Below are 21649 nucleotides of genomic sequence, written 5' to 3'. Positions count from 1 at the left end.
GAGGCTCCTTCAGTCGCGTTTTGCATAGTTCGTTTCGAGCCACTTCCGGTAATCGCCGGAGGCCACTTCGCTCACCCACGCCGGGTTGTCGAGATACCACCGTACTGTCTTCGCCATCCCCGTCTCGAACGTCTCGGCAGGCTTCCATCCCAGTGTTCGCTCGAGCTTGCGGGCATCGATCGCATAACGCCGGTCATGCCCCGGACGGTCCTTCACGAACGCGATCTGCTCGCGGTACGAGCCGTGCGCTTTCGGACGGATGCCGTCGAGCAATTCGCAAATCGTCGTCACCACGTCGATGTTCGTTTTCTCGTTCCAACCGCCGACGTTGTACGTCTCGCCGGGTTCGCCTCGCGCGAGCACCTCGCGGACTGCCGCGCAATGATCGCCGACGTAAAGCCAATCACGGACGTTCTGGCCGTCGCCATAGACCGGTAACGGCTTGCCGGCGAGCGCGTTGGCAATCATCAGCGGAATCAGTTTCTCGGGAAACTGGTATGGCCCGTAATTGTTCGAGCAGTTCGTCGTCAGCGTCGGCAACCCATAAGTGTGATGATAGGCGCGCACAAGGTGGTCCGACCCTGCTTTGGTCGCCGAGTACGGGCTGTTCGGCGCGTAAGCGGTCGTCTCGGAAAACGGCGGATCCGTCGGCGAAAGCGAGCCGAACACCTCGTCCGTGGAAACGTGCAAAAATCGAAAGGCCGCGCGAGCCGCATCGTCGAGCGGGGACCAGTATCGGCGCACGGCTTCGAGCAGCGTGAACGTGCCGACGACGTTCGTTTGCACGAAGTCGGCGGGGCCATGGATCGACCGGTCGACATGACTTTCCGCCGCGAAGTGCACCACGGCACGCGGCTTATGTTGCGCGAGCAAGCCGTCGAGCAACGCACCGTCGCAGATATCGCCGCGCACGAAGATGTGGCCCGGGTTGTCGGCCAGCGGCGCGAGCGTGCGCAAGTTGCCCGCGTACGTCATTTTGTCGACGTTCAGGACAGCTTCTTCCGAATCGCGCAGCCAATTCAACACGAAATTGGCGCCGATGAAACCGGCGCCGCCGGTGACCAGGATCATGGGGTTCCTCAAAATTGCGCAGCCCGCGACGCGTCAGCGGGACTTTGCGTACAATGCCCCCTCGCCGAAATTCCGTTCGACGGCTCGCTCTTTGCTGACGGTGCGGTGATCCGCATACCGCCCGCGCCGCTGCTCAGTTTGGCCAAATAATCAGCCAATTATACGGCTGCAGGCCTGCAAGACCTTAGAGAGCCGTCCATTCCATTTTCCTATCCGACCATGGACACGCTTGCCGCCCCCATTGCTTTCGGCGATCTGCAGGGATGCCTCGCACCCTTTCGCCGCCTTCTCGCCAAGCTTTCCCCGCCCGGCGATACACCGCTTTGGTTCGCCGGCGACCTCATCAACCGCGGCCCGGATTCGCTCGCCACACTACGGGAAATAGCAGGCTTCGGCTCGCGGGCGAAGGTCGTGCTCGGCAATCACGATATGCATGCGCTGGCCGTCTCCGCTGGCATACGTCGTCAGAAGGCGGATGATACGTTCGGCGATGTCCTGACGGCGCACGATGCTAAGGAGCTGCTCGACTGGCTTCGGCAGCGGCCGTTCGCTCATCTGGAGAACGGCACGCTGATGGTCCATGCGGGTGTCTTGCCGCAGTGGGACACGACGCTCGTACTCGAACTCGCCGACGAGTTGGGGCGCGCGCTGCGCGCGCCGAACTGGCGGGAAACGCTTGCTTCATTCTACGAGAAGGGGCCCAATCGCTGGTCGCCCGATCTCTCGCGCGTGGACCGGTTGCGCGTCGCCTTCAACGCGTTCACGCGTGTGCGCTTCTGCACCCCTGGCGGCGAGATGGAGTTCAGTGGGAACGGCACCCTCGAAAACGGTCCGACGGGTTTTGTGCCGTGGTTCGACGCTCCCGAGCGCCGTACGTCGGACACCACCATCGTGTTCGGACACTGGGCTGCGCTCGGCGTCCTGATGCGCGACAACCTGATCGGGCTCGATTCGGGCTGCGTGTGGGGCAATCGCCTGACGGCCGTCCGCCTCACGCGCGATCCGGCTGCGCGCACCGTCGCGCAAGAGGAATGCACCGATTGCCGAAACAATCGGTAACCGCGCCGCGCTTTGCGCGTGCGCAAATTTTCATAGAATGCAGTGTTTCGCAATCGAGCAGGAGTCACATTGGAAGGCACCCCCTTTCCATCAACAGACGTAGCGTCCCGCGAGCTTCCGCAGAACCTGGCGAGCGTAAGCGGCGTCCCGCAGCCCGTCGTTTCGTCCGGCGAGCGCGGCGGCGTCCTCTGGATGACGGGCCTCTCGGGCGCCGGCAAATCGACGCTCGCGCATGCCGTCAAGGAACGGCTCGAAGCGAGGCGCTGCATGGTAGTGGTGCTCGATGGGGACATCCTGCGTACCGGCCTGAATTCGAACCTCGGCTTCAGCCACGCCGACCGTCTGGAAAACGTCCGCCGTACCGCCGAAGTGGCCGCGCTGTTCAAAAACGCGGGATTCGTCGTGATCAGCGCGCTGATTTCGCCGGCGCGCGAGCATCGCAGTCTTGCGCGTTCGATCGTCGGCGAGCGCTTCTTCGAAGTGCACGTCGCCAGCAGTCTTGCCGTATGCGAATCGCGGGATCCGAAAGGACTCTATTCACGTGCGCGACGCGGCGAGCTGCCTGAGTTCACGGGCGTATCGTCGCCCTATGAGGCCCCCGTCTCGCCCGATCTGACGATCGATACGGCCGGTCTCGCGATCGATGCTTCCGTCGCGCGGTTAGAGGCATTCATTCAAGCGAATATCGCGCCGATGCGCTTTGCGGTTTAACGCTGATCGTATTCGGCCCCGAGCGGTGCCGGGAGCGAATCGCTCGGCGCCATGGCCGGCGCCGGTTGCGATGGCTTCAATCGAGCAAGACCGGCCGCTACGGCATCTCTAGCCATGGCCGCCAGCGCGCGCCTATCCGCTACCGCTTCGATTGCGTCGCCCACATACAAGTGCGCCGTCAACGGGCCGCCGCGCAAGACGGCATCGACCGATTCGCCCAGCGACATATCGCCGATATAAGCGGGCGCCGTCGATTGCCGGCCCTCGGCATCCTCGTATAAAAGGCAGATGGGCTGCACGCGGCAGCCGGCCGAAACAGCCGCTTGAAACAGATTCGAGTGAAACGGCAACAAGTCGAGGCCATCCGATGTCGTGCCTTCGGGAAACATGCACATCACCTCGCCCGCTCGCAGCCGCGCCGCCATCTCGTGCATCGTGCGATGGGCGTCCCTGCGCTTTTCCCGGTGCACGAAGATCGTGCCCAGCTGATGCGCGAGCCAGCCGACGATGGGCCAATGGCGCACTTCGGCCTTCGACACGAACGGCGTCGGCCGCCACGCATTGATGACATAGATATCGAGCCACGAGACGTGGTTGCCGACCACCAGCGCACCGTGGTCGAGCCGAGCCTCGTCATGATGCACGACGAGCTTCACGCCCGCGAAGCGCAGCACCTTGAGCGACCACGCGCGGGTGAGCACGAGCTTGCGCTCGGGCGAGGCATGCGGAAAGCGTGTGGCGACGATCCACATCCCGTGCAGCAGGTGCAGCCCCAGCCGGGCCTTGGCAAGCGCGAGTTTCATTCGAGTCGGTCCATCCGGATCGGCAGGGACGCGCTCACACGCGCTCGTAGGCGAGACGGCCCGCGACGATCGTCGCCATCACGTGGCCCGGCAGTTCGTAGCCCAGAAACGGCGTGTTGTGACCCTGGCTCTTCAACACGCGCGGCTCGACGCGCCAGTGCGCGCTCGCATCGAAAACGCAAAGATCGGCCACGGCACCCACTTCGATCCGCCCCGCGGGCAGCCTGAGCACATCGGCCGGTGCGGCGGTGATCCGGCTCAATGCCTTCGCCAGCGGAATGCGCGCTTCCTGGGCCCATTTCACCGTCAGCGAGAGCAGCAGCTCGAGGCCGGTCGCGCCCGGGGTCGCTTCGCCGAAGGGCAACAGCTTTTCGTCGTCGTCGACAGGCGTGTGATTCGATGCGATCGCATCGATGGTGCCGTCCGCCAGGCCTGCACGGATCGCCTCGCGATCGCGCTGCCCGCGCAACGGCGGATCGAGCCGGAATTGCGCGTCGAAGTAACCGATGTCGACGTCGATCAGATGGACGTGGTTCGCCGAGACATCGCATGTGACGCGCAACCCTTCGGCTTTGGCCTCGCGGACAAGCGCGATACCGGCTGCCGACGACAATTGCGGCAGATGCACGCGCGCACCCGTCACGCGCATCAATTCGAAGATCGTATGCAGCGCGATCGTCTCGGCCGCAACGGGCACGCCCGGCAAACCGAGCCGCGAAGCAACCGCGCCGCTCGCTGCCACGCCGCCCTTGGCGAGATACGCATCCTGCGGCCGCAGCCACACGGTGTAGTCATAGGTGCTCGCGTATTGCAAAGCGCGCAGCAGCACTTGCGTGTCGACGACGGGCACGTCGGCCTGCGAAAACCCGATACAACCGGCTTCGGTCAGCTCGACCATCTCGGTGATGACCTGCCCCTTCAAGCCGACGGTCAACGCGCCGAGCGGATAGACGTGCACGCGCTCGAGGCTGCTCGCGCGGAATTTCAACATGTCGACGAGACCGGGCTCGTCGAGCACGGGCTCCGTATCGGGCGGACATACGAGGCTCGTCACGCCGCCGGCCAGCGCCGCGGCGGTTTCGGATTCGAGCGTGGCGCGATATTCGTAGCCGGGCTCGCGCAGCCGCGCGGACAAATCGACGAGCCCTGGCATGATGTGGCGGCCTTTCGCATCGACACGCTTCGCTGCATCGAAACCGGCCGGTGCGGTACCGATCGCCGCGATCTTGCCCTCGTCGATGAATACATCGGCCCGCGCCTCGCTGCCCGCCACGGGGTCGATCAACGTGCCGCCTTCGATATGAATCTTCATGCGCTGCCTTCTTTATTCCGTCCGTCTTTGTTTTCGCATTCCCGTGCGCGTACCTGCCGCCGGTGCATCGGCGCGGGTCAGTGCCCCCAATCGGGCCGACCGTTTCAATCGTTGTTGCCGGCCACGATGCCCATCACGGCCATGCGCACGGCAATGCCGAACGTCACCTGATCGAGAATCACCGATTGCGGGCCGTCCGCCACTTGCGAATCGATCTCGACGCCGCGGTTCATCGGCCCCGGGTGCATCACGATCGCATCGGGCTGCGCACGCGCAAGGCGCTCCGGCGTCAACCCCCAGCTCTTGAAATACTCTTGCGCCGAAGGCAACAGCGCCCCGCTCATCCGCTCGTTCTGCAGCCGCAGCATGATGATGACGTCGACCCCCTTCAATCCCTCGTCGAGATTGTTGAAGACACGCACACCCATCTGTTCGAGCCCACCCGGCAACAACGTGCGCGGGCCGATCGCGCGTACCTCCGGCACGCCGAGCGTGGTGAGCGCATGGATATCGGAGCGCGCAACGCGCGAATGCAGAATGTCGCCAACGATCGCCACGCGCAGATTCGTGAAATCGCGCTTGTAATGACGAATCGTGTACATGTCGAGGAGGCCCTGCGTCGGATGCGCGTGGCGCCCGTCGCCGGCATTGATGACGTGCACATGCGGCGCGCAGTGCTGCGCGATCAGATAGGGCGCCCCGCTCGACGCATGGCGAACGACGAACATATCGGCATGCATCGCCGACAGATTGTTGATCGTATCGAGCAGCGATTCGCCCTTGCTCGTCGACGATGCATTGATGTTCAGGTTGATGACGTCGGCCGACAAACGCTTGGCCGCGATCTCGAAGGTGGTCCGCGTGCGCGTCGAGTTCTCGAAGAACAGGTTGAAGACGGACTTGCCGCGCAAGAGCGGCACCTTCTTCACCTCGCGATCCGTGACACTCACGAACTGCTCGGCCGTATCGAGAATGTGCGTGACGATCGCGCGCGGCAATCCCTCGATCGTCAGCAGATGCTTGAGCTCGCCGTTCTTTGTCAGTTGCGGATTGCCCTTCAGGAAACCGTAGCGAAAACGGTCTGCTGAAGTTGCATGGTCGGCCTGCCCCGGGGTGACGGTGTTCATATTCTGCCTGCTGCAAACGTGGGTCGGGTAGCGTGCAAGAGCGTGCGCGCGTTCATCGCGTCAATCGGTACGCGGCTCGGTGCGGAACGTGAAGCGCTCGGTTTCGCCTGCGCCTTCGCCCTGCGTCTCGCGCACGAGCACGAGCGTGGTGTCGTCGGCGAGCTCCACATGGGCGCCGACGAAACGCGCCGCAATCGGCAACTCCCGGCCGCCGCGCTCGGCCAGCACGGCGAGTTCGATCGCCGCCGGGCGGCCGTAGTCGTAGAGTTCGTTGATCGCGGCGCGCACGGTTCGGCCGGTGTACAGCACGTCATCGACGAGCACGATTCGCCGCCCGTCGACATCGAACGGCAACGACGTGGGGCTCGCCTGGCTATGCAGGCCTTTCTTGGCGTAATCGTCGCGATGCAAGGCGACATTGATCACGCCGAATCGCTCGATGCCCAGATCGCTCGCGAGCCGCTTCGCGAGCCAGGCGCCGCCGCTATGGATACCGGCCAGCTCCGGCGCGTCGGCACTGCCGAAAAGGTGGCCGTATGCATCGCGGATTTGCGTGAGCAAAGCGCGATAAGACGCTTCGGCGTCAATGCAGCTCATCGGAAAGTCCGTCCAGATATTGTTGAAGAATGATGCGGGCCGCTTCGGCATCGATCATGTCGACACGCACGCCGGCATCGCGCAAATCGGCGGCGGCCTGAACCGAGCTGTAGCGTTCGTCGACCCATGCCACCGGGAGATTGAAGCGGCCGTTCAATTGATTGCCGAAACGCTTGGCGAGCCGGGTCATGTCGTGCGGCGTGCCGTCGGGATGCAGCGGCAACCCCACGACGAGGGCATCGGGCTTCCATTCGCCGATCAGCTTGCCGAGCGCTTCGAAACGATACTCACGGTTCGTGTTCGGCACGACCACCAGCGCGCGCGCCTGACGCGTCAGCATATTGCCGACAGCCACGCCGATGCGCTTTTCGCCGTAGTCGAACGCAAGCAGCGTCGCCTCACGCCCGACCGGTTTGCTCATGCGTGCCCTGCGTCACCGGAAAGCATCGATGCGGAGATGCCGAGCAATGCCAGCGCAGCCTCGAAACGCTCTTCCGCCGGCACATCGAACACGATGCGCGGATCGGCCTCGACCGTGAGCCAGCCGTTCTTGGAAATTTCCTCTTCCAGCTGACCCGCCCCCCAGCCAGCATGGCCGAGCGTCAGCAAAAAGCGCTGCGGCCCTTTTCCGCTCGCGACGGCCTCGAGCACATCTTTCGAGGTGGTCATTTCGAGGCCGCCCGTGACCGACATCGACGACGTGTAGGCACTGCCCTCGACAGGCTCGTGCAGCACGAAGCCGCGCTCGGTCTGCACCGGGCCGCCGAAATAGACGGGCACGTGCAACAGCGGTTCGATTTCGAGTTTGAGATCGATGCGACTGAAAAGCGATTCCAGATCGATGTCGGTCGGCCGGTTGATGACGAGGCCGAGCGCTCCGCGATCGCTATGATCGCAAAGATAGACCACGGTCCCTGAGAACGTGGGATCGGCCATGTTCGGCATGGCGATCAGGAACTGGTTGGTCAGGTTGATGCGATCGTTACTCTTGGGCATGGTTCGAATTCTAGCAAAGACAGTGCGGGACCGGCCCGCGACTTCGGGCGCCAGCGCACGTCCGCGCACCGGGCGCCGCCCGCCGTGCCGCCAAGGGGCGACATGCCTCATTACTGCACACTCTATCACGTCGGCCCTGCCTTTCAGCCGCGCCGCGCAGCCGGCTGTCCGCGCCCGTGCAACGCGGGCGCCCGCCCGCACGGGCCGCGAGCGGGAGATCAGAAATGGGCCGGGCGCGAGGGCGCCGGCGCGGCGCGCTCGATCGACTGGGTCAACGCATGAAGCGCGCCAGATTCGGACGTAGCCACGCCAGCCGCCACGCGCAGCAGCATCGCGCGCAGCGCCTGGGCAGCCGCGTCCACGGCTTGGGGGTCGGGCTGGCGTTCCGGCGCGGCGGACTGCCACGCGCACGCCGTCAGACGCCAGGCGAGCGCCAGTGCGTCGGCAAGCGCGGCGATGTGTCCGAGGCCCAGCGCGCAGCCGGCGCTCCCCAGCCGATAAGCTGCCTCAGAGAGCTTCAGCGCCGCCAATGCGTCCGCGGACTCCGGGCGATTCCCGAGTGCCGACATCGCGATATCGGCCGTCTGTAGAAAATCCTCGTAAGCGTTCGCATGGATCGACAGCACTCCGAGCTCGCGCACGGTCGATCCGTCTCGAACGCCCGTTTGCGCCCCTTCGCGTGCCGCCTCGGCCTCCCAGAGCGCCTCGGAATCCATGTTGCCGGCGACATGCCAATCGACCGTCAACCCATAGTCGTTGAGCAGCGCCACCTGATCGGCATCTTCCGCCGCAGCGCCGTAAAGCGCATAGTCGCGCCACAGCAAAGCAAGCGCCATTCGAACGAACGACTTCGGCGCGAGTACGAGTCCATGCGCCTGCTCCCCGAGCAGCAGGTTGCATCGCGCATAGAAGCGTTTCGCATCGGCATCGCCCGTGGTGGTACGCCCGGTCACCCGCAGCGCTCGCGCACACGCGGCCGCGAGCCGCCAAACGTCGTATGGATCGGGCCCGGCGAGCTGCTCGATGTAACCGTCCAGATCGCCCAGCGCCCCGTGCGCCGATTCCCGCCCGCGCAGCCACTCGAGCAGCACACTTTCGTAGCACGCGCGCAAACGCGCCAGCTGCGGCGTCGCAATCGATCTCATCGTTGCGGGGGCGATCGGCTTGCCCGCCAGCGCCACATCCTCATAAGCGATGTCCGACGAGCCCGCATGCACCGCGATGCGCGAGCGCAGATCGCGGTAGTGCTCGAACAGGACCGTCGAGCAAGCAAGCTCGCGCAGATTGCGCCGCACGAGCGCGGCATGGAAATCGGCGAGCGCTGCACCGAATCGCTCCTCGAACGCGCCGTCGGCGAACGGCGAGGCGAGCGCCAGCGTTTCGGCGAACCGTTGCGCCGGCAACCAGCCGGCATGCGCCAACGCCTCGGCTGCGCGACGCAGCGGCGCGCCGGTCGCAGCATGAGAATCGAGGGCTCGGCGCGCTTCAGCAAGAGCGTTTTCAGCCGGTCGCACTGCCGCCCCGCGGGGGTTCGGCAGCGCTTCGAAGTTCGACGTGAGAGGAGAACTCATAGGGGCAGCGCGCGCTCGCAAAATGACGAGCGGCCTGCCGACAGCCGCTCGCGTCGCGGATCAAATCTGAACCATTTCGAAGTCTTCCTTGCGGGCTCCGCATTCGGGACAGGTCCAGTTCAGCGGGACATCTTCCCACTTCGTTCCGGGAGCGATCCCTTCTTCCGGAAGGCCGGCCTCTTCGTCGTAGATCCAGCCGCAAATGAGGCACATCCAGCTTTTATATTCCATTCGTATGCCGCGTCGAAAGGTCCGTTGATTAAAAGAGCCATGATGGTACCGTTTTTGATGCCGCACTGGCTACGCCCGTGAATTGAGCGCGCCGATCGTGCCATCCGAATCAATAAAGCCGCATAATTGAGCCGACCGCATTTTTGCGACGTCCCAACCCCGTCCTTGCCTCAACCTCCGCCATGCCCAGCGCCGCTCCTCCCATTGTTCTCACCTTCGGTCTTTCCGATCCGACCGGCGGCTTCGGCATCCAGGCCGACCTGCTTACGCTCGCGAGCATGGGCTGCCACGGCGTCTCCGTTCTCACCGGCTATACGGTCCGCGACTCCGCGAACTGCGACGAAGTCACAGGACTCGACCCCGAGGTGGTAGCCACGCAGGCGCGCATGCTGCTCGAAGACATGCCGATCGCCGCATTCAAAATCGGCGCAGCGACGCGCGCGGAGGTGGTGAGTGCGATCGCCGAAGTCGTAGCCGACTACGACGACATCCCGCTGATCCTTGCGCCAGATTTCACCGTCGATGACGAGCACGTCCTCGCCGCCGACGACTTGCGAGAGTCGATCGCCGACTTGCTCGCGCCGCAAACCACCCTGCTCGTGGCGGATCAGGCGACACTCGCCGCGCTGGCGCAACCCGACGGCGACGCCGATGCCCCGGGCCTCGATGCTGCGATTGCGCATTTGCTCTCGCAAGGGGCCGAGTACATTTTGTCGATGCAGACGGGCACCCATCGGCTCGTCAACACGCTGTTCGGCGAAGAAGGGCAACTGCGGCAAGACATGTGGGACCGCCCTCCTCACCGGCTGATGGGCACGACCGATACGCTAGGCGCGGCCATTGCCGCACTGCTCGCGAACGGGCAAGAGCCCGCCGAGGCCGCCCGCGAAGCCCAGGAATATCTCTATCAGGCAACGCTACATGCGTTCCGTCCCGGTATGGGCGCCTACCTGCTCGATCGCTTCTTTTGGGCACATGACGACGAGAACGAAGAAGTGCGGGTCGAAGGCGCCGCCGCTGTGCCCCGTTATCGGCAGCCGCCGCCTTGATGCGCGGCTGTGCCGTTTCGCCGTATGCCTCGTTCAGGCGATGAGGCCGCTCACTTGCTGCTGAACACGCGGCAATGCCTGACGCGCCGCCTTGGCAAGGTTGATCTGCATTGCGGCGGCAGCCGTCTCGCGTAGTTCGGCCTTCAGTTCATAGCTGCCCTTGTCCTGCAACCATGCGAGGACTTCGGCGAGGTGCCAGATCGAGGTGGTGCCGCAATGCACGGGGGCAGGGAAATTCGCCGCGTGGGTGAGCATGAGCTTGCGGATGTTCTGCCGGCTCACGCCGACAACGTCCGCGACATCGCTCAGGCCGACGAAGTCCGGCACCGCCTCGATCAACGTTGCGCCAGGAAGGGCGCGACGTACGTCGGACAAGGCAGTCACCAACGCCACTTGCGCAGATACGGCTTCACGCGTGAACTCCAGCGCGACTCGCCCCGGCAAGCCCATCCCGACCAGCGCATCTTCGCACCCCGCCGCCCCGAGCCGCTCCATCAGTTCCGCCGGATCGCACAGTTCGACCGGCAGTTGATACCTCAACGTGAATACGTATTCCATTGGCTTATTCCTTGGCACAGCCTTTTATTGCCGCACGTTCGTCTGGTGCGTCGTGCAGTGATCGACGACCCGCCGTAACGCTCGCGCGTGGTTGCCCGCGTTTTTCGGGGTGCTCCAAATACCGACGATGCAGAAGTCTCCGCAACGGCACTCCGCATCGTTGTATGGGCAGTAAAGCCTTCCCCAAGCGTGCGCTCCACCGACCTTTATGGTCCAGCCGTTCGCTTGCGCGTACCGCAGCGCCTCCTCGATTTCCTTCTTCGGATGCACTGGACGAGTCATACGAGCCCCAGAATAGGGGGAAATGACGAGGTTGTCAAATGACAACTGCAGAATTCGGACGCCGTTTCGGCGAAGCTCAAGGGGGCGAGGAGCGCAAGCGCAGGGCTTGTCGCGCAATGAAACATGGCCTTCTCCGATGAAAGTGGAAAGGCTCATGCTCCCGCAAAGTGCGGTGCGTAGAAATCCGCCAAACGGCCAATGAACCTTGCATCGGCACAAAAAAAAACCCCGCATCGCTGCGGGGTTTCGTCTGGACGGACGCGCCGTAAGGCGCGTCCTTCATGCTGCTCGCCGTTGCGCGAGACTTACATGTCCATGCCCATGCCGCCCATACCGCCGGGCATGCCGCCAGGCATCGGCGCGTCTTTCTTCGGCAACTCGGCAACAGCCGCGTCCGTCGTCAGGAGCAGGCCGGCAACCGAAGCGGCGTTTTGCAGCGCCGTACGCGTCACCTTCGTCGGATCGACCACGCCTGCTTCGACCAGATCGCCGTACTCGCCCGTGGCTGCGTTGTAGCCGTAGTTGCCCTTGCCATTGGCAACGGCTGCCACGACGACGCTGGCTTCTTCGCCACCGTTCGACACGATCTGACGCAGCGGCTCTTCCATCGCGCGCAGCACGATCTTGATACCGGCGTCCTGGTCGGCGTTTTCGCCCTTGACGTTGGCGATCGCCGCGCGAGCGCGGATCAGCGCCACACCGCCGCCGGGCACGATACCTTCTTCAACGGCCGCGCGCGTAGCGTGCAGCGCGTCTTCGACACGTGCCTTCTTTTCCTTCATTTCGACTTCGGTCGCAGCGCCGACCTTGATCACTGCCACGCCGCCGGCCAGCTTCGCCACACGCTCTTGCAGCTTTTCGCGATCGTAATCCGAAGTGGCTTCTTCGATCTGCGTGCGGATCTGCTTCACACGTGCTTCGATGTTGGCGCCGTCGCCCGCACCGTCGATGATCGTCGTGTTTTCCTTCGCAACTTCGATGCGCTTCGCTTGACCGAGCTCTTGCAACGAGGCTTTTTCGAGCGAAAGACCCGTTTCCTCGGCGATCACCTGGCCGCCCGTGAGGATCGCGATGTCTTCGAGCATCGCCTTGCGACGATCGCCGAAGCCCGGCGCCTTGACCGCAACGGTCTTCAGGATGCCGCGAATGTTGTTCACGACCAGCGTGGCGAGTGCTTCGCCTTCGACGTCCTCGGCGATGATCAGCAGCGGACGGCCAGCCTTCGCGACTTGCTCGAGCACCGGCAGCAGATCGCGGATGTTCGAGATCTTCTTGTCGTGCAGCAGCACGAACGGGCTCTCGAGCACGGCGACTTGCTTGTCGGGGTTGTTGATGAAGTACGGCGACAGGTAGCCGCGGTCGAACTGCATACCTTCGACGACTTCGAGTTCGTCGGCGAGCGACTTGCCGTCTTCGACGGTGATGACGCCTTCCTTACCGACTTTGTCCATCGCTTCGGCGATGCGTTCGCCGATCGAGGTGTCGCTGTTGGCCGAAATCGAACCGACCTGGGCGATTTCCTTGTTCGTCGTGCACGGCTTGCTGATCTTCTTCAGCTCTTCGACGGCGGCGATCACCGCTTTGTCGATGCCGCGCTTCAGATCCATCGGGTTCATGCCCGACGCGACATACTTCATACCTTCGCGGACGATCGACTGAGCCAGCACCGTGGCCGTCGTCGTGCCGTCACCGGCGTTGTCGCTGGTCTTGGAAGCGACTTCCTTGACCATTTGAGCGCCCATGTTCTGGAGCTTGTCTTCGAGCTCGATTTCCTTCGCGACCGAGACACCGTCCTTGGTCACCGTCGGGCCGCCGAAGCTGCGCTCGAGCACGACGTTACGGCCCTTGGGGCCCAGCGTGACCTTCACCGCATTGGCGAGAATGTTCACGCCTTCGACCATCTTGGCGCGTGCGCTGTCGCCGAATACGACGTCTTTAGCTGCCATCTTCTAACTCCTTGAAATCTCAGTGAATATGGATCGGAAGCGTGATTACTTCTGAACGACCGCCATGATGTCTTCTTCGCGCATGACGAGCAGTTCCTGGCCGTCGACCTTCACGGTCTGGCCTGCGTACTTGCCGAAGAGCACGCGATCGCCGACCTTGACGTCGAGCGAAATCTGGTCACCCTTGTCATTGCGCTTGCCCGGCCCGATCGCGAGCACTTCACCCTGGTCCGGCTTTTCGGCCGCAGCGTCGGGGATCACGATACCCGAGGCGGTCTTGGTTTCTTGATCCAGACGCTTCACGATGACGCGATCGTGCAAAGGACGAAGGTTCATACAACACTCCTCTCTTGATTGAGACTGAAGAACGCTTAGCTTGGTAGGCCGCCCAGCGACCCGGACGGAACTTGTTAGCACTCACGTGCAGCGAGTGCTAATTATATGGACGGGTTGCCCCGATTTCAAGAAGGGTCGGACGAGGAAGTGAGAATCGTTGCAAATCAGAGGTAGGACACCGGCCATGTAGGCCACCGGCGATGCGTTGGACGTCGGTGGCCGCGGCCATTCGGCGCTGCTGCGTCCGTTAAGTGAACCATGTATCATTCGTGTGCTCTAATCGCTTCGACCCAACAAGGTCGTGCGAAAATCGCGGCTGGTTTTCGATCGGAATCTTTTACCGCAACGCCCGCTGTGCAGAGTGTACGTTTTGCGGTTGACCTTTTCGCGGATCGCTCTTAGGTTCTCGTATCGCGTCCGATAATGTGCGCAGGTGCCGCAAAACCGGCGGTTGCGCGATGTGCTTACGTAATCTGAAGTAACAACATGGCAGCCAAGCCCATCATTCAGTCCACCCGCAGGTTGACGCGCCGCGATAGTCGCGCGCTCGTCCGTAGCGTCGCGTCCGTCACTCTGACGGACGAACGCCGCGAACAATTGCGTCGATATGCTGCGGATCTCCAACAAGCGTTCGCGGCACCCCTGCCGCACGGTGTGCGTCGCGGTTAACGCTCGTCGGTGCCGACTCTCGCGCAGCTTGCGCTCCGCAACATCTGTGACCTGACCTCCGCACAGCTCGCGGGTTTCGTGTGCGGCAATCAAGGCCTGGATTCGTTCCTGACAGAAAGCGCTCGCGACTATTCCATACACGGCCTGACTGAAACGGTTGTCGCCTACGCCCAGGACGACGTGGTCCCTGTGGGATTTTTCAGTCTGTCCGCCGATGGGCTTCCGTTGAACTTATCGGAGGCGTTCGAGCTGGGACTGCCGTTCGAGTGTTCGATCAAGTATTTCCCCGCAATCAAGATCACCAAGCTCGCAGTGCGATCAGACCTGCAATCGGCCGGAATCGGACGCGAGCTGACCCGAGCGATCGAGGCGATTGCCTACGGCAACAGCGTATCGGTGCGCTTACTGACGGTCGATGCGGACGACAATCCGCGCACGATCCAGTTCTATGAACGCAATGGGTTTAAAGCCGCCGCGCACAACAAAGTGCGTCAGTCGACGGTGAGCAAGAAACGTCCACAGCGCGGCGCACAGGACGACGCGCCTCGTACCGTCCTGATGTACCGCGATTTATACTCACCGGAAGGGGACACGCCTTTGGCGTTGCCGACACCCGATGTTGCTGAACTTAATCAAAACTTTGCGGTGTAACCGAGCCGGTGACTTCATGGCGCAATACAAATACGGGAATCAGCTGTCACACGTCAACAACGACGCGTTCGACACACTTCATAATCCCGGTGCAACCGCGCCGTTCTCCGGCATATACAAATGCGCGGGCTGTGGCATCGAGGCGGTATCGGCCCATGGCCATTCTCTGCCACCCCAGAATCACCATCAGCACGAGCCCAATCTGGGCCCAATCCGTTGGCGCCTGCTTGTAGCGTCGTCGCATCGCTAGATCCGCCCGCCGTCCGTAACGGCCAGTCGACGCGCGCCGCAAGGCAACTGCGCCTCAGAACGACGGCGTCGCACCCATCAGCCGTCTGACAGGTAGCAAAATACTTGAGGCAACGAGCCTAGTTCGGAAACCTGAGTCAATGCGACCGGCCAAGATAATTATCGTTCTCTAGTGTCGATGTCGCTTGAGTCATTTCTCGCGCGTTTCGCAACCAATTCCATCAACGCGGTATGGCTCAATGACGAGTAACCATTATTTATGACCCACAGAACCGTGTTCGTCGCACCGTGTTCGGAACGAGACTGCCGGAGCTGCTGTCGCGCCGAACTGACAGCGGACTTCACCGGCCCCTCGACTATCCTGTCGTAGACGCGTCGCCCTTGGGCATCGAGCACGCCCCGATCAAGTACGATGGTAGGCGAACAGGATAATGTTCACGAAACAGCTTTGCGAGCTTCCCTTGCCGCTCCGGCTTGTTGAAGCCCTCGTCTTCGAGAATCTTCAACTCAATGACACTGGAGCCTAAGACAAAGTCGGCACCGCGCAGACTCCGCCTGTCGGCATCAAGATGCGCGCGCTTTCCGCCAGCCGCGACGACGACCGTCTCTATCTCCAATTCGGAGGGTCGGCGGATGCGAAAGGACGGCACTCCTGTAGCCTGCTGCCTGCGATTTGATTCGTTCATCTGTCGACTTGGTAGTCTGCGTCCGAGTTTGGGGCTGCCGATGTCGGCGCGATCGACACGGCGCTGACGTGCTGAACAATGAAAAATCGCGTGGTGCAGCGCCTAGGTAAGTGCCGCATCGCGCCCGAAAAATGGAGGTTTAGGCACATATGCGCCGCTCCCTGCTCGTCCGCAGCACCGATAGACAGACCGAGCCGCCGGTTGCGGCTCGGTCGGCGAGCATGTCAACATTGCCGGCTTGATCGACCACAAGCTCCGGGTAATGCCAATCAACTGCACGTTTTTGCTGAATAACCAACCGCTTACGTCGCTCTCGTGTTCTGGCGTTGGCACTTTCGCAGCCTTCTCCGGTATGCCGGCCGACCGAAATAATCCTGCCGCCGAAGGCAACGCCGAGTCCGGACCGCTTCCACGGGGGCGATACTACATCCTTGATCGTCAATCTGGCGGGCACCTAGGGTGGCTTTACGACTTCCTTCGAACTCACGGCTACGGTATACCGACCGCAATGAATGGTTCGCGCTGTACAGAAACGACGGTGCCATCGACGATGTGACCTACGTCAACGGCGTACGACGAGGTGCGTTTCGATTGCATCCCATTGGGCCGCAGCGTCGCAGCGAAGGATGCATCGCGCTCGTCAACCCGGCACAATTCAAACAGCTCAGCACGTACCTGAGAAGCGGCGGACCAACGCTTACCGTTCCCGGTACGAGTGTAAAGGCTTACGGCACGCTGGAGGTTCGTTGATGAAGCTTGTCCGCTACGGCGCCAACATGTTGGCAACCGTTGTCATCGGCTTTGCGCTGTCGCGGTTCATCGCCAGCCTTCCCTATGAGTTCCCGCCGCTGCCGGCGGTGATTGCGCTGGTCATGCGCAAGCTTGGAGTCGATACGGTCAACAACGCAGATGACATAGAGACGGTCGGATTGCTGGTCATTATCCTGCTGTCTCTCGCTGCCGCCGCGCTGATAGTCTGGGTACTGAATCTGGCGTTTCACCGCTGGCGGCTCGCGCGCCGCTCATGACGGCGCGCGGTGCCGCGGTCGCCAAATCGCACGCGTGCTTTGGTACTACCAATTTCAGGGCTTCCCAGCGATGCATTGAATGACCCGCGCCCCTAGCGGCGCGGTTCGCCTCGAAACGGGTCCTCCGATTGCTGCTCCATATGAACACGGCGGCTTTTCCCGCCGAGGAGCCGATGATGAGTGCGATCGATCGAGATCTCGGGCACGCCTTTGCGGTTGCCACGGTTGCATGGGCCGGCTTGGCCGGAGTCGGTCTGGCCCACGCACAAAGCCAAAGCGCGCCGACCAATGCCGGCGCGTCCATGGTCCAGCCCCCACAGTCCCCCGCAAGCGGAGTGAACGCTCACAACCCCGACAACATGCCGGTCAAGCGCCCCACCAAGCCGACGAACGACCCAATCGCGCGGCGGCCGCCAGCAAGCGCCGCGCATGCGAAATAGCGGCCCGCATGTGGTCGGCGCGCCGGTCGGCAGATCGCGTCTGAAGACGGCCGAGCGCGGCGAGACCACCCGCGCCGACGGGGCCGGACTTCGGCCTGATATGACGCGGCCGCGAGCACCCTTGGGGAATGTCGCGGCCTAAGTAAATGGCGGGCGGCGCACAACACGCCGCCCGATTGCAGCTTCGACCGACGTCAATCCGAATGCTTCTCGGCCGAGTTCGTGATGGCGTGACCGCCCTTCGAGATGTCTTCTCCCGCTCCCGCAACGGTGTGGCAGGCTGTCAGCGCCGCCGTTGCGGCAAGTACCAGGAGCGCGATGAGTCGTTTCATGGAAGTCCTCCCTTGCGAGCCGAGTCGCCCGACGTTTCAGGTAACGGGTCTCGAGCAATCGTCGTGCCCCTCCTCCGGCCCACTCGCGCCGCCCCACTTTCTCCGTCTAGTTATCAGACATAAGATGACGTACATTACCGTCATCAATAACAGTGAGGAGAAATGGATATGCTGAGTCGTATTTCAATGCGCCGGAGGGGCCCTGCTATTGCGGCCAAACGCGCGACGCTCGTGCGCGTGGCGCTAGCCGGCCTGATGGCTTGCGCGCTCGCCGGCACCGCGCATGCGAGCCGTACCTATATCTATGTCTCGAACGCTGACAGCCAAGACATCTCGGCATTCAAACTCGACGAACGACAGGGCGCGCTCACATCGATTCAAACGCTCGCGGTCGGCGGCACGGCCATGCCGATGGCGCGTTCGCCGAACCGGCCGCATCTTTATGTCGGACTGCGCTCGAAGCCGTACAGCGTCGCGACGCTGTTCATGAATCCGCTCGACGGCACACTGACGCGGATCGGCACCGCGGCGTTGCCCGAGAGCATGGCTTACATTTCCACCGACGCCACAGGCCGCTTCCTGTTCGGCGCATCGTACGGCGGCAACCTGCTGTCGATGAGCCGCATCGATGCGAAGGGCATGCCTGAAGATGCGCATGAAACCGTCCCGACGGGCCCGATGGCACACGCCATTCGTACCTCGCCCGACAATCGGTACGCTTTCGCTTCGGTGCTGGGCGCGGACGCCTGGCTCAAGCTCGCGCTCGATGGCGACACCGGCACGCTCACGCTCGACCCGAAGCCGGCCTACTCGCTGCCGCACGGCTCGGGCCCCCGCCACTTCGTGTTCTCGGGCGATGGACGCTTCGTGTATCTGATCGACGAACTCGACGGCAAGCTCCATGTGCTGGCCTTCGACAAGAAGGCCGATATGGCACGTCCCGTTCAGACGATCTCCATCCTCCCGTCCGAGTTCACCGGAAAACCGTGGGGCGCGGACGTTCATCTGACGCCCGACGGCAACTTCCTCTATGTATCCGAGCGCACATCGAGCACGCTCGGGGGCTACCGCGTCGATCGCCGCTCGGGCAAGCTGCAACGCATCGGAACATGGCCGACCGAAAAGCAGCCGCGCGGCTTCGGCATCGACGCATCCGGTCAATATCTGTTCGCGGTAGGACAACTCTCGAATCATTTGACCGAGTATCGTATCGATCGCAAGACCGGCGCACTGACGGGGAACGGCGGTGCCGATACAGGCAAGAATCCGAACTGGGTCGAAGTGGTCACGTTCGAGTAACGCAGGCAGCATCGGGGAAGCCGGCTTGGGCCGCCCATGGCGCGCCTCGGCCGGTCCATGCGATTTACTCGCCCATCGAACGTCCGTCATCAGACAACTCGCGGGCGTGACTAGCTATAATGAAAACGCATTCACACTCATAAAATGCTGTCCCCACGAGGTACATCGATGTCCGCGCCGCCCACCCCTGCCGTCCCACAAAGACGGGCTCGAAACTTGGCGGAATTCGTCGTCAGCCGCTTGACGGAGCAAATCGAGGCAAGCGTCCTCAAGCCCGGTGACAAGCTGCCGACGGAATCCCAGCTCATGGAAACGATGAGCGTCAGCCGCACCGTCATTCGCGAGGCCATTTCCCGTTTGCAGGCCGCAAAAGTGATCGAGACGCGCCATGGCATCGGCAGCTTCGTGCTCCAGCCGACCAAACAATCGATTGGCCTTGAAGTGATCCCGGGCACGACGCTGCGCGACGTACTGGCGATTCTCGAGCTGCGAATCAGCCTCGAGACCGAATGCGCGGGGCTTGCCGCGCAACGGGCGAAGTCAGCCGACATCGCGCGCATTCGCGCCGCGCTCGATATGATCGCGACCAAACGCGCGAATGCCTCGGACAGTGTGGAAGCGGATCTCGACTTTCATGTCGCCGTGGCGCAGGCCACCGGCAATCGCTACTTCGTCGATATTCTCGCGCAGCTCGGCACGGCCTTGATTCCGCGCGAGCGCGTCGATTCCGCCAGCATCGCGCGCGAAGATCCGAGCGCCTATCTCTCGCTCGTGAACCGCGAGCACGAGAGCATCTTCGATGCGATTGCGCGGCGCGATGCCGAAAGCGCGCGCGCGGCCATGCGCATGCATCTTTCGAACAGCCGCGAGCGGCTGCGCCGCGCGAATCAGCACGCGCCGACGGAGTTCGACTGAACGCGCGGTATCAGGAGGCTGCGAGCCTGAAGGCGGCGACTGCGGAAGCCGTGGCTTGCGCCTGCTGCTCGAGCGCGCCGGCCGCGGCCGCCGATTCTTCGACGAGCGCGGCGTTTTGCTGGGTGACTTGATCCATCTGGCTGACGGCGTCGCCGATCTGAGCGATGCCGACGCTTTGCTCGGCCGTGGCCGCGGTGATTTCGGCCATGATGCCCGCGACTTCGCTCACGGCCGTCACGATCTCGTTCATCGTCTGCCCCGCCTCGACCACGAGCGTGTTGCCGTTTTTGACGTCCGCGACCGATGTACCGATGAGCGTCTTGATCTCGTGGGCCGCGGCGGCGCTGCGCTGCGCGAGTGCGCGCACCTCCGACGCGACCACGGCGAAGCCGCGCCCGGCCTCGCCAGCCCGGGCCGATTCGACAGCCGCATTGAGCGCGAGGATGTTCGTCTGGAACGCGATGCTGTCGATCATGCCGGTGATATCGGCAATCTTTTGCGAGCTTTCGGACACCGCGTTCATCGTCTGCACCGCGCGCGCGACGACATCGCCTCCGCGCGTCGCCACCTGCGCGGCACTCGACGCGAGGCTGCTCGCCTGCTGCGCGCTATCGGCATTGCGCTTGACGGTCGAGGTGAGTTGCTCCATGTTCGCCGCGGTCTGCTGCAGCGACGCGGACTGTTGTTCGGTCCGGCTCGACAGATCGAGATTGCCGGCGGCGATCTCCCGCGCGGCGGTGTGAATCGCATCGCAATTCGTGCGTACGTCCGAAACGGTCCGCCATAATCCGAGCCGCATGCGCCGCATGGCGCCGAACAACTGGCCGACTTCGCTCCTGCCGGCTTCGGGCACCTCGACGGTCAGATCGTTCGCGGCAATCCGATCGAGCATGTGGACTGCCTGCCGCAGCGGCCCGAGCACGATGCGGCGAAGCGCGAAATGCGTGGCGACGATGAGGACGAGCGCGAACGACACGCCGACGATCACCATGCCGAATACCCATTTGAATTCCGCCTCGGTGCGCTCGGCCGAGGCATCGGCCAACGTGCGCGCAAGCCGCTGAAACTTCTCCACAGCCGCCGAATAGGCGATGCCGGCGTTCCGGATGTCCCCATCGTTGATCGTCACGTAGGCCGCAGTGTCGTCATTTTGCAACGCCACGAATGCCGCTTTCAGGTGGGTTGCGAGCTGATCGGACGCGTCGAGCAACTGTTGTTTTAACGCGTCATCCTGCCCCTCGAACCGGTCCGCACGGCGAAACGCCTCCGTTTCCTCGGCGGCGCGGTCGATCGTGGTCTGGGCGCTCTTGAGCGCCGAGTCGCGCGTCGCCTTGTCGTTGTTCTCTTTGAGCGCGGCGTAGGCGCGGGTGAGCGCCGAGCGGGTACGCGTGGTGTCTTTGTAGCCGTCGTTGGCGAGAATGACCTGACGCGCGACCTGGCGCTGAAAGCGGGCGTTGCCGTTGGAGCGATCGAGTGCCACGACGCCCACTACGCCACCCACGATGATCATGACCGCGAAGACGGTCAATACCGCGAGCAGGCTGTGTCGCACTGTCCAGTTGCGCATCTTGTGTCCCCCGTATTACGTCGATCCCCTATTTATCGGTCTTATTCGGGTTTTCTTGAATGACTTAAATCAAGCCCGGGCCGTTTAGTTCGGACGTAAATACGCGGCGGCGCACATCATACGTTGTCTTACAAGCAGGAGCTAGCGCGTTTGCACGTAGTAGT

25 protein-coding genes are annotated in these 21649 nt (G+C 62.9%); 9 read left to right on the top strand and 16 right to left on the bottom strand.

The features are described from left to right. Nucleotides 1-9: 9 nt before the first annotated feature. The gene (gene rfbB / locus GWC77_RS08015) at nucleotides 10-1071 is read right to left on the bottom strand and encodes a dTDP-glucose 4,6-dehydratase (RefSeq protein ID WP_173256365.1); all 1062 of its coding nucleotides are present in this window, start codon (nucleotides 1069-1071) and stop codon (nucleotides 10-12) included. Nucleotides 1072-1290: 219 nt separating this feature from the next. On the opposite strand from rfbB, the gene GWC77_RS08010 reads away from it, so the two are divergent. Beyond that, nucleotides 1291-2130: a symmetrical bis(5'-nucleosyl)-tetraphosphatase gene (locus GWC77_RS08010; RefSeq protein ID WP_173256364.1), complete on the top strand. Its 840-nt coding sequence runs from the start codon at nucleotides 1291-1293 to the stop codon at nucleotides 2128-2130. Between the two features lie 69 nt (nucleotides 2131-2199). Beyond that, on the top strand, nucleotides 2200-2841 hold the full coding sequence (gene cysC, locus GWC77_RS08005; protein WP_367949017.1) for an adenylyl-sulfate kinase: 642 nt from the start codon (nucleotides 2200-2202) through the stop codon (nucleotides 2839-2841). On the opposite strand, the gene GWC77_RS08000 is transcribed toward cysC, so the two are convergent. The 8 genes from GWC77_RS08000 to GWC77_RS07965 form a co-directional block, all read right to left on the bottom strand. Continuing rightward, nucleotides 2838-3644, bottom strand: coding sequence for a 1-acyl-sn-glycerol-3-phosphate acyltransferase (locus GWC77_RS08000; protein WP_173256363.1), 807 nt, complete (start codon nucleotides 3642-3644; stop codon nucleotides 2838-2840). The genes cysC and GWC77_RS08000 overlap by 4 nt on opposite strands. 34 nt (nucleotides 3645-3678) lie before the next feature. Beyond that, complete coding sequence (locus tag GWC77_RS07995; RefSeq protein WP_173256362.1) at nucleotides 3679-4956, bottom strand: dihydroorotase; 1278 nt, start codon at nucleotides 4954-4956, stop codon at nucleotides 3679-3681. Nucleotides 4957-5060: 104 nt separating this feature from the next. Next, nucleotides 5061-6083, bottom strand: a complete 1023-nt coding sequence (locus GWC77_RS07990; RefSeq protein WP_173256361.1) for an aspartate carbamoyltransferase catalytic subunit — start codon at nucleotides 6081-6083, stop codon at nucleotides 5061-5063. A gap of 60 nt (nucleotides 6084-6143) precedes the next feature. After that, on the bottom strand, nucleotides 6144-6680 hold the full coding sequence (gene pyrR, locus GWC77_RS07985) for a bifunctional pyr operon transcriptional regulator/uracil phosphoribosyltransferase PyrR (RefSeq protein WP_173256360.1): 537 nt from the start codon (nucleotides 6678-6680) through the stop codon (nucleotides 6144-6146). Next, nucleotides 6667-7101 carry a Holliday junction resolvase RuvX gene (gene ruvX, locus GWC77_RS07980; RefSeq protein WP_173256359.1) on the bottom strand — a complete coding sequence of 145 codons (435 nt, stop codon included), beginning with the start codon at nucleotides 7099-7101 and terminating at the stop codon, nucleotides 6667-6669. The genes pyrR and ruvX overlap by 14 nt, the downstream gene beginning before the upstream one ends. Further along, nucleotides 7098-7676, bottom strand: coding sequence for a YqgE/AlgH family protein (locus GWC77_RS07975; RefSeq protein WP_173256358.1), 579 nt, complete (start codon nucleotides 7674-7676; stop codon nucleotides 7098-7100). The genes ruvX and GWC77_RS07975 overlap by 4 nt, the downstream gene beginning before the upstream one ends. Before the next feature lie 218 nt (nucleotides 7677-7894). Then, nucleotides 7895-9247 carry a hypothetical protein gene (locus GWC77_RS07970; RefSeq protein WP_173256357.1) on the bottom strand — a complete coding sequence of 451 codons (1353 nt, stop codon included), beginning with the start codon at nucleotides 9245-9247 and terminating at the stop codon, nucleotides 7895-7897. Between the two features lie 60 nt (nucleotides 9248-9307). Beyond that, nucleotides 9308-9478: a rubredoxin gene (locus GWC77_RS07965; protein ID WP_173256356.1), complete on the bottom strand. Its 171-nt coding sequence runs from the start codon at nucleotides 9476-9478 to the stop codon at nucleotides 9308-9310. Between the two features lie 182 nt (nucleotides 9479-9660). On the opposite strand from GWC77_RS07965, the gene GWC77_RS07960 reads away from it, so the two are divergent. Continuing rightward, a complete protein-coding gene (locus GWC77_RS07960) occupies nucleotides 9661-10527 on the top strand; it encodes a hydroxymethylpyrimidine/phosphomethylpyrimidine kinase (RefSeq protein ID WP_173256355.1) in 867 nt (288 codons plus the stop codon). Nucleotides 10528-10560: 33 nt separating this feature from the next. Here the strand turns inward: GWC77_RS07960 and GWC77_RS07955 are convergent, their stop codons facing one another. The 4 genes from GWC77_RS07955 to groES all read right to left on the bottom strand — a co-directional run bounded on the left by GWC77_RS07955 (nucleotide 10561) and on the right by groES (nucleotide 13649). Further along, nucleotides 10561-11085, bottom strand: coding sequence for an AlpA family transcriptional regulator (locus GWC77_RS07955; RefSeq protein ID WP_173256354.1), 525 nt, complete (start codon nucleotides 11083-11085; stop codon nucleotides 10561-10563). A 24-nt stretch (nucleotides 11086-11109) separates the two neighbouring features. Beyond that, nucleotides 11110-11367: a hypothetical protein gene (locus GWC77_RS07950; RefSeq protein WP_173256353.1), complete on the bottom strand. Its 258-nt coding sequence runs from the start codon at nucleotides 11365-11367 to the stop codon at nucleotides 11110-11112. Nucleotides 11368-11672: 305 nt separating this feature from the next. Then, on the bottom strand, nucleotides 11673-13313 hold the full coding sequence (gene groL / locus GWC77_RS07945) for a chaperonin GroEL (protein WP_173256352.1): 1641 nt from the start codon (nucleotides 13311-13313) through the stop codon (nucleotides 11673-11675). 45 nt (nucleotides 13314-13358) lie between these two features. Further along, the gene (groES, locus tag GWC77_RS07940; RefSeq protein ID WP_173256351.1) at nucleotides 13359-13649 is read right to left on the bottom strand and encodes a co-chaperone GroES; all 291 of its coding nucleotides are present in this window, start codon (nucleotides 13647-13649) and stop codon (nucleotides 13359-13361) included. A gap of 678 nt (nucleotides 13650-14327) precedes the next feature. On the opposite strand from groES, the gene GWC77_RS07935 reads away from it, so the two are divergent. Beyond that, a complete protein-coding gene (locus tag GWC77_RS07935; RefSeq protein WP_173256350.1) occupies nucleotides 14328-14969 on the top strand; it encodes a GNAT family N-acetyltransferase in 642 nt (213 codons plus the stop codon). Nucleotides 14970-15574: 605 nt separating this feature from the next. Here the strand turns inward: GWC77_RS07935 and GWC77_RS07930 are convergent. Next, nucleotides 15575-15904 (bottom strand): hypothetical protein, encoded by a 330-nt coding sequence (locus GWC77_RS07930; RefSeq protein ID WP_173256349.1) that lies wholly within the window; start codon nucleotides 15902-15904, stop codon nucleotides 15575-15577. Between the two features lie 262 nt (nucleotides 15905-16166). Between GWC77_RS07930 and GWC77_RS30270 the strand changes: the two genes are divergently transcribed. The 3 genes from GWC77_RS30270 to GWC77_RS07920 are packed head-to-tail and all read left to right on the top strand — an operon-like array spanning nucleotide 16167 to nucleotide 16932. Then, nucleotides 16167-16460 carry a tlde1 domain-containing protein gene (locus GWC77_RS30270; protein ID WP_367949018.1) on the top strand — a complete coding sequence of 98 codons (294 nt, stop codon included), beginning with the start codon at nucleotides 16167-16169 and terminating at the stop codon, nucleotides 16458-16460. Then, on the top strand, nucleotides 16364-16654 hold the full coding sequence (locus GWC77_RS30265; RefSeq protein WP_367949016.1) for a tlde1 domain-containing protein: 291 nt from the start codon (nucleotides 16364-16366) through the stop codon (nucleotides 16652-16654). The genes GWC77_RS30270 and GWC77_RS30265 overlap by 97 nt, the downstream gene beginning before the upstream one ends. Beyond that, a complete protein-coding gene (locus GWC77_RS07920; RefSeq protein WP_173256348.1) occupies nucleotides 16654-16932 on the top strand; it encodes a hypothetical protein in 279 nt (92 codons plus the stop codon). Before GWC77_RS30265 ends, GWC77_RS07920 begins: the two co-directional genes overlap by 1 nt. A 634-nt stretch (nucleotides 16933-17566) precedes the next feature. Here GWC77_RS07920 and GWC77_RS07915 read toward each other — a convergent pair. Next, the gene (locus tag GWC77_RS07915; protein ID WP_173256347.1) at nucleotides 17567-17704 is read right to left on the bottom strand and encodes an entericidin A/B family lipoprotein; all 138 of its coding nucleotides are present in this window, start codon (nucleotides 17702-17704) and stop codon (nucleotides 17567-17569) included. A gap of 255 nt (nucleotides 17705-17959) precedes the next feature. On the opposite strand from GWC77_RS07915, the gene GWC77_RS07910 reads away from it, so the two are divergent. Then, nucleotides 17960-19003, top strand: coding sequence for a beta-propeller fold lactonase family protein (locus GWC77_RS07910; RefSeq protein WP_254366872.1), 1044 nt, complete (start codon nucleotides 17960-17962; stop codon nucleotides 19001-19003). Nucleotides 19004-19171: 168 nt separating this feature from the next. Further along, entirely contained in the window at nucleotides 19172-19918 is a 747-nt protein-coding gene (locus GWC77_RS07905) for a FadR/GntR family transcriptional regulator (protein ID WP_173256346.1), read from the top strand. Nucleotides 19919-19928: 10 nt separating this feature from the next. Here GWC77_RS07905 and GWC77_RS07900 read toward each other — a convergent pair whose 3' ends face one another. Next, the gene (locus tag GWC77_RS07900) at nucleotides 19929-21485 is read right to left on the bottom strand and encodes a methyl-accepting chemotaxis protein (RefSeq protein ID WP_173256345.1); all 1557 of its coding nucleotides are present in this window, start codon (nucleotides 21483-21485) and stop codon (nucleotides 19929-19931) included. Between the last annotated feature and the right edge of the window lie 164 nt (nucleotides 21486-21649).

Source organism: Paraburkholderia sp. NMBU_R16 (assembly GCF_013282575.1).
Lineage (GTDB): Bacteria > Pseudomonadota > Gammaproteobacteria > Burkholderiales > Burkholderiaceae > Trinickia.
The sequence above is the reverse complement of the archived record's forward strand: the minus strand, read 5'-3'. Positions and strand labels throughout refer to the sequence as shown.